Genomic DNA, 12,016 nt, shown 5'->3' with positions numbered 1-12,016 from the left:
CGAGGAGAAAGCTCGACCCGCGGAGCGGTCCCGAGAGCGCCATCAGCCTCGGATTCATCTTTTCCCGTGCCCGCGATTCTATCCGAACGGATAGAGGCCTCACGTTTCCGCGGGACCCCGTCGAACCCGCGCACGGCGGATCGTGGGTCCGGCAATCCGCAAGTTGCTCGACGAAACGGCCTTTCGCGACGGCGCGACCGGGTGGACGCCGAAGACCGGGACGGCACCGCCCGTGCGATGAGACCGGTCGTCGAAAGGAGAAACATCATGCACGCCGGAAATCGGACATGGACGTCGCTTCTCGTCCTGGCGCTCAACATCCCGCTCTGGACGACCGGTTGCGGGACGGTGACGACCGACCTCAAGACGACCCGCCACGCTCCCGGAGCGGGGACGGGAACCGGAGCGTTCAACGCGGCGATCTTCGATCACGAGCGCGACATCGCGAAGAATGCGCTCACGGCCAACCGCGTCGAGAGCACGCTCTACCGCGAAGACCCCGGCGGTCCGGTCGCGATCAAGCAGACGGCGGAGCCCTCGTTCGAGGTGACGGACCTTCCGCCGGGCAGATATCGGCTGCGGGTCGCCGGATGGCGAGACGGCAACGCGTCGAGTGCTCCGTCCGCGACGCGGCAGAAGAAGTTCACGATCGCGCCGGCCACGCGGGTCCAGGCCAACGTCGTGCTGAACGATTACGGTCCCGCGATCTCGGGAGGCTCGGTCGTCCTGATCGCCATCGGCATCGCCCTGGTCGTCGCGCTCGCGTCCAGCTGGAGCGCGGGCGGCGACAGCACGAAGGGAATCAAGTTCGATCGCACGCACGCGACTCCCATGTCGGGCGGCCGGGCCGTCATGCCGTGCTCGGTGGAGTCGAAGGTCGCCTGCCCTTCGAGGTGACGTTCGCGAACGGTCGAACGCGAAGCGACACCATCGAGGCGCGGCGAGGCGCGAGCCCGGCGGGATGCGGGCTGGCCGGCCGGCGGCGAAGGCGTACCAAAAGCCGTACGTCGAGCCGCCGGCCGACGGCACGCGCCCCGGCTCGATGCATCGTCCGCGCCTGCCTCCCGCGCCCCTATTTGAGGCCGTCGATGAGGTAAAGCTCCCCCAGAGACCGCGCGTACGAATAAACGCGCGTCTTTCCGTCGGCGGAGATCTCGACGGAAGGGATGCCGATCACGCCCGTCGGATCGGGAGGGACGAGCTCGGCGATCGTCGTCTTCGCGCCGGTCGCGAGATCGACGCGGTAGACCCCCGAAGGCATTTCCCCGAACCGGGACACGTAGAGCGACCGGGCATCCCCGCTCCAGCGCAGCGGCACGAATCCGGACTCGAGCCCGGCGACGGGAGCGGAACTCCCGCCGGCCACGGGGAAGATCTTCACCGCGCCGTCGCTCCCGATCGCCGCGACCGACTTCTCGTCGGGAGAGACCCGGATTCCGCCGCCGTACGAAACGGTCACGCCTTCGGCGGCGAGCGGCCGGGGCTCGGCGAGGTTCGGCGCGGTCCAGTAGAGCCGAACTTCGCGGCCCGGCTGCATCCCCGCGAGGAGCACCCGCCGCCCGGAGGGAAACCAGACCGCCCAGACCGGATAGACGTCGCCGCAAGGGACGCGGACGGCCGCTCCGGCGCCGGTCGGAAGCGAAACCAGGCCCGGCGGGCTCGTCGGGACGATCGAAAGAACGGACTTCCCGTCGACGGCGAGCGACGTCGCGAATCCCTCCCCGAGAGGCAGCGGAAGGGATTCTCCGGGACGGCGGAGAAATGCTCCGTACCGGGCCCCTCCTCCTTCGCCGAACTCCGTGAAGAGGATCGTGCGCCCGTCCTCCGACAGGTCGGTCGCGAGCGATCGGTCGAGCCAGGAGACGTCGCGGAGCTCCGCTCCTTCGGCGGAATCGACGATCCCGATGCGAAGGTTCTCGCGGGTCGCCAGGACCCGCCCTTCCCGCGACACGTCCTGGAGCGTGAGATCGCCGGGCGCCCGCGTCAGCACCCTCGCGCGCGCTCCATCGCGCGACACCGAGCGAAGGGCGCGGCTCCCCTCCGCGCCGGTCGCCGCGAACCAGATCTCGTCCCCGGCGGGGGACCACGCGAGCCCCATGGCGCTCGGCCACTCGGGCGTCAGGTCGCGGCGCCGTCCGGAAAGGTCCACGAGCGAGACCCGGCCGCGGTCGTCCGGCGCGGAAGGATGGTCGAGAAACGCGATGGTCCGTCCGCCCGGAGAAAACCGGGGATGGCTGATCCAGCCGGACGTCCGGACGAGCACCGTTCCCGGCGGATATTCCAGGCGGAATTCCCCTTTCTCGGAGCGGACGACGGCGAGCGCCTCCCCTTTCGGATTCCAGTCGGCGAAGAGGACTCCCTCGAGGACCTCGCGGGGCGGCCCTCCTTCGAGCGCCTGGCGGGCGAGCGTCCCGGACGTCACGCCGGCGAGAACCGGGCGGCTCGCGAGCGAGACCGCGAGCTCGCCGGCCTCCGAAACGGCCAGGAGATTCGCGCCGGGACGGCCGAGCGGCCGTGCGTTCGTCGCCGGAAAGCGCGTCGAGTACACGTCGAACGGACCGCCGTCCCAGGCCGCCCCGTAGACGATCGTCCGGCCGTCGCCCGCGAAGCGGGCGCTCCACAGGGCGCCGCGCCGGAACGTCAGCTGCTGGAAGAGCGGCAGCGCGGGCGGCGTCCGCGAGCGCCATGCCGCGGCGGCGGCGAAGAACGCGGCCACGGCGGCGACGGCGAGAGAAACGGCGAGGAGACGCCCTCCGCGGGCGGCCGCCGGCGACGCGCGGGGCGACCCTCGGCTGAAGCGCTCCTCGAACCGTCGCAGGTCGCGATGCAGGTCCCGGGTCGAGCCGTAGCGGTCGGCCGGGTCCTTCGCGTGGCATCGCTCCAGGATCCAGCGCAGCTCCTCTCCCTCGAGTCCCGCGAGCGAAAGGGAAGGGGCGGGCTCCCGGATGATCTTCGCGAGCGTCTCGGCGGCGGACGAAGCGGAAAACGCCCTTTTCCCTTCGAACATCTCGAAGACGATCGAGCCGAGCGCGAACTGGTCGGAGCGGAAATCGACCGGCTCCCCGCGCGCCTGTTCCGGCGACATGTACCCGACCGTGCCGAGGAGCGTTCCCGGTTCGGTCTGGGGATAGCCGGCGTCGGGTACCGTCGGGTCCAGGGGTCCGGCCGCCGGGAGGCGGGGCGACTTCGCGAGCCCGAAGTCGACGATCTTCGCCCGCCCTTCGCGATCGACGACGACGTTCTCCGGCTTGAGATCCCGGTGCACGATGCCGCGCGCGTGGGCGGCCGCGAGCCCGTCGGCGATCTGCGCGGCGATCGAGGCGGCCTTCCGGAACGGGAGCTTCCCGCGCTTGACGATTTCGCGAAGCGAGGAGCCCTCCACGAGCTCCATCACCAGGAACGCCGAGCCGTCGATCTCTCCGAGATCGTGGACGGTGACGACGTTCGGATGAGCGAGCGCCGACGCGGAGCGCGCTTCCTCCGCGAATCGCCGCAGGACCTCCGGCGGCAGGGAGACGCCGGGAGGGAGGACCTTCACCGCGACGTCGCGATCGAGACGGGCATCGCGGGCGCGGTACACCTCCCCCATCGCGCCCTTTCCGAGCAGCGACACGATCTCGTAGGGGCCGAGCCGGGAGCCCGGTGTCAACATCGCGCGAACGCAGGACGGCGGAGACGCTGCTCCCCGGCCTCTTTTCTGTTCAACGGCTTCCCCGAGAATAGCAAACCGGGCGATCCGCCGGGCAGCGATACACTTCCGCCGCCATGCGAAAACGGCTCGTTTCGCTCGTTCTTCTCTCCGGGCTGGTGCCCGCCTGCCGCAAAGCGGCGCCCCCCCCGCCGGCGAAGATCGCTCCCGTCGTCGAGGCGAAGGTCCCCCCCGTCCGGTTCGAGGACGTCACGGCGCGGACCGGAATTTCCTTCGCGCACGTCAACGGCGCGGCCGGGAAGAAATGGATGCCCGAGACGATGGGCGGCGGGGTGGCCATCTTCGACTACGACAACGACGGCCGCAACGACGTCCTGCTCGTCTCCTCCGCGTACTGGCCGGGCGACCCCCGGGCGCGATCGCAGAAATCCTCGCTCGCTCTCTTCCGCAACGAGGGGAACGGTCCGGACGGCGTGCCGCGCTTCCGCGACGTGACGGCGCAGGCGGGGCTCGAGAAGGTCCTCTACGGAATGGGCGCCGCCGTCGGGGACTTCGACGGCGACGGATGGGAAGACGTCTACGTCACCGGACTCGGGAACATGGGAGGCAACCGCCTCTTCCGGAACGTCCGGGGCCGATTCGAGGACGTGACGAAGGCGTCGGGCGCCGGCGATCCCGGGTGGGGAACGTCGGCGGCGTTCTTCGACTACGACGGCGACGGAAGGCTCGATCTCTTCCTCGCGCGGTACGTCGACTGGAGTCCGGGGAAGGACATCTTCTGCTCGCTCGACGGAACCACGAAATCGTACTGCACCCCCGAGCGCTACGACGGGACGTCCTCCCGCCTCTTCCACAACGAGGGGAACGGAAAATTCCGCGACGCGACGAAGGCCGCGGGCGTGGGCACCGCCAACGCGAAAGCGCTCGGCGTCGCGCCGTACGACTACAACGGCGACGGGAAGATCGATCTCGCGGTCGCCAACGACACGGCGCCGAACAACCTCTACCGGAACAACGGCGACGGGACCTTCACCGACGTGGCCGTCGAGGCGGGGATCGCCGTCAACGAGGCGGGGAGGTCGCGCGGCGCCATGGGGATCGACTGGTCCGACGCGAAGCCCGGCGGGGCGGCGCTCGCGATCGGAAACTTCTCCAACGAATTGAAGTCGTTCTACTGGACCGACAGCGGCGACGTGTTCCTCGACCTCTCGGCGTCGTCGGGAATCGGGCGCGACTCGCTCCTGTCGCTGACGTTCGGCGTTTTCTTCTTCGATTACGACCTCGACGGCCGCTCCGATCTCTTCTTCTCGAACGGGCACGTCGAAAACGCGATCCAGGAAGTCCAGAAGGCGGTTTCCTACCGGGAAGCGCCGACGCTCTACTGGAACGCGGGGGACGGGAAGATGTCGGACGCGACCGCGGCGGCGAAGCTCGCGATCCCGATGGTCGGGCGCGGAGCGGCGTACGGAGACCTGGACGGGGACGGCGATCTCGACGTCGTGGTCGTCGAAAACGGCGGCCCGGCGCACGTCTTCCTGAACCGGCTCGATGAACCCGCCCGGAGCCTGCGCGTCACGCTCGAAGGCTCCGGCAAGTCGAACCGGGACGCGATCGGCGCGAAGGTGACCGCGACGATCGGTGGGAAGCCGCAGGTGCGGATGGTCTCGACCGCGAAATCTTACGCGTCGGCTTCCGAAAAGACCCTGACGTTCGGGCTGGGAAAGAACGCCTCGGCCGAATCGGTCGAAGTCGTCTGGCCGGACGGAACGAAGGGGAAGGCCCAGGCAGTCGGACCCGGACGCTATCGGTGGATCGAGGGAAACGAGATCGAGAAGCAGTGACCGCCGGCGACTCGGGAGATCCGCCGCCGAACATGCTCTGACTCGAGCCGGCCTCCGCGCCGCGGCCGCCTCCCGAACACTACACGAAATCCTGCCGAGCGACGTGCCGGCGCCGGCGCGCCGAATCGGAGGGGTCGGAACGCTTTCTCCCGAAATGGGTAACTTGGCTCTGCCGCCGTCGCGCCGCGTCCCCGAAGATCCGAGCGATGGGCGGCCGCCGAAAGAACCGGGTGAGCCCGCGGAGGATGCTTTGCGCGGCGATTCTCGCCGGCCTGCTGTCGTCGCCGGCGGCCGGCGGCGGCCTCTTCGCCCGGTTCGAGGATCCCGAGGACGGCCGCCTCGACCTCTCCGACTATCTCCAGAGCCGGTCGGGAATCCTGCTGGTGCCGGTCGTCATCACGGAGCCCGCCGTCGGATTCGGCGGCGGCCTCGCGCCGGTGTTCATCAAGAGACCCCGGGAGATCTCCTCCGGGCGCCCGACCCCGACGATCTACGGCGGCGTCGTCGCGGGAACCGAGAACGGCACCTGGGGAGGAGCGGGCTTCTACCTGCTGCCCTTCTCCGGCGACCAGTACAGGCTGACCGGCGCCGTCGGCTACCTCGATCTCAACCTCGAGTTTTACGGCTTCGGAGCCGAGAGTCCTCTCCAGGACCACCCCCTGGCGTTCACGATCAAGACCGGGGCGACGTTCCAGCGCTTCCAGACGAGGATCGGCGCGACGAACTTCTACGCCGGCCTCCAGTATCTCTATCTCTCGACCAGGAGCCGCTTCGACCGCGAGCTGCCCCCCGAGATCGCCGAACGCGAGCTCGAAAGCAGCGTCGGCGGCCTCGGCGGGATGGTCGAATACGACAGCCGGGACAATTTCCTCTCGCCGCGTCGCGGCGTCCTCGTCCACGGCGAAGGCAATGCCTTCGAGCCGGCCTTCGGAAGCGACACTTCTTTTGGAAGGGCCCGGATCCAGACGCTCTTCTTCGGGCGGCCGCTGAAGCATTGGGGCTACGGGCTGCGGCTGGACACGCAGTACGCGTGGGGAGACATGCCGTTCTACATGCGGCCGACCCTCGTGATGCGAGGCCTCACGGCCGGCAAGTACCTGGACAAGGTCTCGTTCCTCGCCGAAGGAGAGCCGAGATTCTGGATCGACGAGCGCTGGATGCTCCTCGCCTTCGGGGGAGCCGGCAGGGTGGCGCCCTCCTGGAACGACCTCGGCTCATCGGAAACGGTGTGGGCGTGCGGATTCGGATTCCGCTACCTCCTCGCGAGAAAGCTCGGTCTCCAGGGCGGGGTCGACGTCGGATTCGGCCCATCGGGCCAGCGCGCCGTCTACATCCAGGTCGGCTCCGCCTGGCGCTGAAGAGACCCCGGGAGATCACCGTCGATCGCTCGCCGCTCTTCGCAGCGCCTCGAGCTTCCCCCCCTTTCGGATCTTCCAGGCTCCGGCCCGGGCGTCGCCGAGATCCTGAACGGTTCCGTCGGGCCAGCGGATCGAGACGGCCGCCTTCTCCGCGCTCCCGATTCCGAAGTGCAACGGGACCCAGGAACCGGACGCGTACGAGGGCTGGACGAAGAACGGCCGGGCCCGGCTGCCGACCGTCACGACGGTCCCGAGGACGGTCTTCCGGTCCGCGCCGGCGACCGGAAGGATCTCGATCGCCCGTCCCGCGGCCGCGGCGTTGCGGAGGACCACCGCGGGTCGATCGATCGGGTTGTACGCGAGGTCGAGCCGGCCGTCGCCGTCGAAATCCGCCGCCGCGAGCCCGCGGCCGACGAAACAGAGGCGCCCCAGGTCTCCCGCCGAGACGGAAACGTCCTCGAATCGGGGCTCCCCGGGACGCGAGAGATTGTGGAAGAGGAACTGGCGCTGCGCGTAGCTCTTCTCGCCGACCGCGAAGTTCCTCCCCTTCGGGTTGATCCAGGACCCGATCACGGTCCAGAACCGAGGGAGGATCTGCCCGTTCGAGACGGCGAGGTCGTCCCGTCCGTCGTTGTCGTAGTCGATCGCGACGACGCCCCATCCCGAGAGAGGGACCGACGGGTCGCGGTCGCCGCCGAACGCCGCCCGGTCGGCCTCCTCGAAGAGAGCGCCTTCGACGTTCCGGTAGAGCGTGTTCGGCTCGGCGGCATAGTTGGTGACGAAGAGGTCGGGACGGCCGTCGCCGTCGAGATCGTCCGCGACGAGGCCCATTCCCGAACGCGTCTTCCGTCCGAACGCGGTCGCCCCTTCCGGCGGATATCCCGTGCCGGTCTCTTCCGAGACGTCGCGGAAGCGGCCCCCGCCTTCGTTGTGGAACAGCGTGTTCCGCCACTGGTCGTTGGCGACGTAGAGATCGGTCTTTCCGTCGCCGTCGTAGTCGAGTGCGGCCGCGCCGATCGTCTTCGAGCCCGGATCCGCCGTCCCGGATTCCGCCGTCGCGTCGGTGAAACGAAGGTCTCCGCGCCCCCGGAAGAACGCGTTGTCCTGGCCGGGATATTCGTCCGGAGTCTTGACCTCGAAACCGATCTTCCCCTCCCGCACGGGATCGGTGTCGAGGTAGTTCCCCTCGTAGACGTCGGGGATCCCGTCGCCGTCCGCGTCGAGCGCGGCGAGCCCGATCGTCATCTTCCCGCCCTCGAGTCCCGAATCGCGAACGAGCCGGAACGTCCCGTTCCCTTCGTTGTGCCAGACCGTGTTCCCGCCGGAGTTGCCGACGACGAGATCGGGAAATCCGTCCGAGTCGAGGTCCGCCCACATCGCGGAGATCCCCCAGCCGCACGCGCGGATGCCGGAGCGCTCCGTCGCGTCCTCGAAGGTGCCGTCGCCGCGATTCCGGTACAGCTTCGCGCAGTCCTCGAGCCGCTGCGGGCGCGTGTTGACGCCGTTCTTCGCGTGCGCGATCTGCGTGACGAAGAAGAGGTCCGTCCATCCGTCGCCGTCGTAGTCGGCGGCCGCAACGCCGCCTCCCATCGTCGGGATCAGCTTCGCGTCGAAGAAGTCCCCATGGAACCGGAAGCGAACTCCCGACTCGGCGGTGACGTCGCGAAACAGGCTCCCCGTCACGTGCGTGCGGCGCGAGCGCTCCTCGCCGAACAGGAGGTTCCACGCGACCGCGCCGGCCACACCGAGCCCGAGGAGGACGATTCCCAGGACGCGGAGGGCCTTCACCGGCGAAACGCCCGCACTTCGTCGAGAACCCCGGCCCGAAGCCGATAGACGCGGTCGCCGGCGACGCCGCGCAGCGTCCACCGCGGCTGCGTTTCCCCCGGCGGGATCACTTCGATCGTGTCCGCCCGATCGGACGCCCCGAGGCCGAAATGGAGCGGAACCCACGAGCCGGACGCGTAGGAAGGCTGCAGGATGAACTCCTGGGTCTGGGCGCGCCCGGCGGCCGTCACCCGGACCTTCGTGCCGAGCGCCGTCCGGCGGTCCGCCGCAGCCGGAAGGATCTCGATCGCGTGCCCCGTCGCGGGGGTCGAGTTCCGGAAGAGCCGCGGACCGCCGGAGATCGCCGCGACCGCGAGGTCGAGCCTTCCGTCGCCGTCGAAATCCGCGACCGACGAGCCCCGGGCGCAGATCTTCGTCCGGCCGAGGTCTCCCGATCCCGCGGCCGCGTCGACGAATTTCGCGCCGTCGTTGCGCCAGAGCGAGATCGGTTCGCGATAGGACTGGTCCCCCTGGAACATGTCCGCGAGGTGGCGCCCGTTGAAGAACGCCGCGATCTTCGCGAGGACGTGCGGCACGAGGTGCCCGGAGACGGCGTAGAGGTCGGGGCGGCCGTCGTCGTCGAAGTCGGCGAAATGCGTTCCCCACTGGACGTACGGCCACGACTGCCGGCCGGTGCCGGTCTGGTCGGTCGCGTCGTCGAAGAGCGCGCCCTCGACGTTGCGATAGTAGGTGTTCGTCTCCCCCGAAAAGTTCGTCACGTACAGGTCGGGACGGCCGCTCCCGAACGGGTCCCCGACGGCGATCCCCATTCCCGCGCGCGGCTTTCCGCCGCGGGCGCCCGCGCCCGTCTCGTCCGTCACGTCCTCGAACGTCCCGTCGCCGCGGTTCCGGTAGAGGCGGTTGGAAACCCGGTCGTTGGCGACGAAGAGATCGGGCTTCCCGTCGCCGTCGTAGTCGAAGAGCACCGCGCCGGTCCCCTTCCCTCCCGCGTCGTCGCCCCCGGTGCGAGCCGTGACGTTCTCGAAGCGCCCGTCCTCGCGCTGCCGAAAGACGATCCCGGTCTCGCCCGCATAGTCCTCCGGCAGCCGGATCTGGAACTGCGGAAAGGAGCGCTCCTTCTCGGGCGTCGTCTCGAGGTAGCCGAGGAAGTAGAGATCGGTGCGTCCGTCTCCGTCGATGTCCCCTGCGGCGACGCCGATCGTGAACTGGCGGCCGACGTCGATTCCGAGCTCGCGCGTGACGTCGCGGAACTTCCCGCCGCCGAGATTGCGCCAGACGCGGGTGCAGTCGAGCCCCGCGACCACCAGATCGGGCAGGCCGTCGGAGTCCACGTCGATCCAGTGGGCGCCCATCTGCCACCCGCAGGCGCGGATGCCGGAGCGCTCCGTGACGTCCTCGAACGTCCCGTCGCCGCGATTCCGGTAGAGCACGCCGCACGGCCCGCTCCGGGGCTTGTTCGCGTTCCCCGCGGAGCCGGTGAAGAAGAGGTCGGTCCAGCCGTCGCCGTCGAAATCCGCGGCGGCCACTCCGCCGCCCATCGTGGCGATCATCCGGCCGCGGCGAAGGTCCGTCCGGAACTTGAACCGGATTCCGGCGGCCTTCGTCGCGTCCGAGAACGTCAGCGGGCCGGCGAGCGCCCGCCCCGAGCCGGCGACGAGGATCGCCGCGACGAACAGCCGCGCTCTCTTCACCGAAGCGCGGGCTCGCCCGAATCCCGCACCCACCCGTCGAACTTCTCCGGCGAGACGGCACGCGTCACCCATTCTTCGAGGAAGCGCGAATCGGGGAACGGCGCCGATTCGGGATACGGATAGGACGGCATCGCGTGGTACGGATACGGTCCGACGGTCGTCCCGGCAACCGTGTTCTTGTCGAAATCCTTGTCCCATCCGTCCGAGACGAGGATCCAGTCGCGCTTCCACCCTCTTGGGAGCTTCGGAAGAGAGCGCGCGTCGTATTCGATCCGGATCGCGTCCCCGCCCGCGAAAGCGACCCAGCGGTCGTCGGCCTCGGTGAGCAGCGAAGTGACGTCGCCGTATCGGGTGAGACGCCCGGGCACGTCCGCCCAGTGCGGAGCGGCATCGACCGCGTCGTGGTCGAAGACCTCGGGGCCTTCGGGGGTCTCGCGGTACCGGCGCGAGAAGCCGCGGTAGGAGAGAGTCGCGCGGGCCGGAGAGAGCGCGGTCGCGCGCGTCGGGACCGCCGGGTCGTCGACCGTGACGAACGCCGCGTCCCACCAGATCGCCATCGTCGTGCGGATCCGCACGCGCGGGTCGCGCGGATCGACGATCCCGGTGAGATCGACCGGCATCGTCTTCGTCTTCCCGGCGGGGAACCCGAGCGCCTCGATCGCGACGCGCCAGCCCCCTTTGCCGTCGGGGACCTCGAGGACCGGAGCTTCCGGGCGGATATCGTGCCGCTGCGAGATCGAAACGTTGATCGACGTGTCGGTGTAGAAGATCCACCCCTCGAGATACAGCATCACGCGAGCCGCGCCGGAGATCGGCCCGAGATCGAGCTCGAGGCCATGCTCGGTGCGCACTCCCTGGTACGCGGTTTCGCGGCCGGGGACGACGTACCGGCGGTCCGCCGCCCGGAGGAGATCGGTGACGTCCTCGCCGTCTTCGGTGGCGCGCGCGACCGGCCTCGGACGGGCGACGGTGAAGAGCTTCTTTTCGAGAACGCCCGGAACCATCCGCTCGTTCGGCACGAAATCCGTTCCGTCGGGGTGATCGACCGCCACGAGACGCGCCAGGTCGAGGAACGCCGCTTCCCAGAGCTCCTCCGTGTAATCGATCGCGACGACTCCGCGGGCGTCCGGCGAGAGCATGGCGCCGTCGATCTTCAGCCACTCGCGCGGATCGGCGCCCGCGAGATGGACGCCGTCGTACAGGAGCCCGATCGGCGCGCGCCCGAGCGCGTCGGAAACGAAGCTCCACCGGCCGCTCCTCCCGTCGAGCGCGTAGACGAACGGGCACGAGCCCTTGAGCTGCTGGACCTCCCGAACCGTCGCCCGCCCTTTCTGATCGATCAGGTTCTGCGGGATGCCGTTCGTCCAGACGACCCGCACGACGTCCGCGCGCCCGCGCTTCCCGAGCCCGAAATGCGTCGGCGGGACGGAGACGGTCCGCGCCGCGTAGAGGTTGCCCGCCTTCACCTCGACGAGAGAGCCGACGCCTCCGCGGTTCACCTTTCCGGAGCCGGAGGCCAGCCCCTCGAGCACGACGTCGAGCCAGTCGTTGGCGTTCCCCCCTTCGTTTTCGAAGAGGCGGGTTCTTCCGCCGTCGGTGACGAGGAGGTCGAGGTCGCCGTCGCGGTCGGTGTCGTCGGCGGCGATCGCATCGACGCGCCCGACTCCGCGCGGGGCGATCGGCCACCAC

The 12,016-nt window shown here is 69.5% G+C and carries 7 protein-coding genes; 3 read left to right on the top strand and 4 right to left on the bottom strand.

Going from position 1 to position 12,016, the window contains the following annotated elements; genetic code table 11:
- Positions 1 to 267: 267 nt before the first annotated feature.
- Positions 268 to 897, top strand: coding sequence for a hypothetical protein (locus VFS34_14130; GenBank protein HET9795588.1), 630 nt, complete (start codon positions 268 to 270; stop codon positions 895 to 897).
- Between the two features lie 175 nt (positions 898 to 1,072).
- Here VFS34_14130 and VFS34_14125 read toward each other — a convergent pair whose 3' ends face one another.
- On the bottom strand, positions 1,073 to 3,652 hold the full coding sequence (locus tag VFS34_14125; GenBank protein HET9795587.1) for a protein kinase: 2,580 nt from the start codon (positions 3,650 to 3,652) through the stop codon (positions 1,073 to 1,075).
- 113 nt (positions 3,653 to 3,765) lie between these two features.
- Between VFS34_14125 and VFS34_14120 the strand changes: the two genes are divergently transcribed.
- Both VFS34_14120 and VFS34_14115 read left to right on the top strand, forming a co-directional pair.
- Positions 3,766 to 5,490: a CRTAC1 family protein gene (locus VFS34_14120; GenBank protein HET9795586.1), complete on the top strand. Its 1,725-nt coding sequence runs from the start codon at positions 3,766 to 3,768 to the stop codon at positions 5,488 to 5,490.
- Between the two features lie 206 nt (positions 5,491 to 5,696).
- Positions 5,697 to 6,848 carry a hypothetical protein gene (locus tag VFS34_14115; GenBank protein HET9795585.1) on the top strand — a complete coding sequence of 384 codons (1,152 nt, stop codon included), beginning with the start codon at positions 5,697 to 5,699 and terminating at the stop codon, positions 6,846 to 6,848.
- Between the two features lie 15 nt (positions 6,849 to 6,863).
- Here the strand turns inward: VFS34_14115 and VFS34_14110 are convergent, their stop codons facing one another.
- The 3 genes from VFS34_14110 to VFS34_14100 form a co-directional block, all read right to left on the bottom strand.
- Positions 6,864 to 8,636 (bottom strand): CRTAC1 family protein, encoded by a 1,773-nt coding sequence (locus tag VFS34_14110; protein HET9795584.1) that lies wholly within the window; start codon positions 8,634 to 8,636, stop codon positions 6,864 to 6,866.
- Positions 8,633 to 10,327 carry a CRTAC1 family protein gene (locus tag VFS34_14105; GenBank protein HET9795583.1) on the bottom strand — a complete coding sequence of 565 codons (1,695 nt, stop codon included), beginning with the start codon at positions 10,325 to 10,327 and terminating at the stop codon, positions 8,633 to 8,635. Before VFS34_14105 ends, VFS34_14110 begins: the two co-directional genes overlap by 4 nt.
- A partial coding sequence (locus VFS34_14100) for a hypothetical protein (GenBank protein ID HET9795582.1) occupies positions 10,324 to 12,016 on the bottom strand: 1,693 nt, incomplete at its 5' end. The genes VFS34_14105 and VFS34_14100, both read right to left, overlap by 4 nt.

Source organism: Thermoanaerobaculia bacterium, from assembly GCA_035717485.1.
GTDB lineage: Bacteria > Acidobacteriota > Thermoanaerobaculia > UBA5066 > DATFVB01 > DATFVB01.
Note: the sequence above shows the minus strand (reverse complement) of the source record. Positions and strands in the feature narration are given on the sequence as shown.

Excerpts from the sequence above, each read along its gene's own strand:
- VFS34_14115 (HET9795585.1), top strand. The coding sequence starts at position 5,697 with ATGGGCGGCCGCCGAAAGAACCGGGTGAGCCCGCGGAGGATGCTTTGC.
- VFS34_14130 (HET9795588.1), top strand. The coding sequence starts at position 268 with ATGCACGCCGGAAATCGGACATGGACGTCGCTTCTCGTCCTGGCGCTC.
- VFS34_14125 (HET9795587.1), bottom strand. The coding sequence starts at position 3,652 with ATGTTGACACCGGGCTCCCGGCTCGGCCCCTACGAGATCGTGTCGCTG.
- VFS34_14120 (HET9795586.1), top strand. The coding sequence starts at position 3,766 with ATGCGAAAACGGCTCGTTTCGCTCGTTCTTCTCTCCGGGCTGGTGCCC.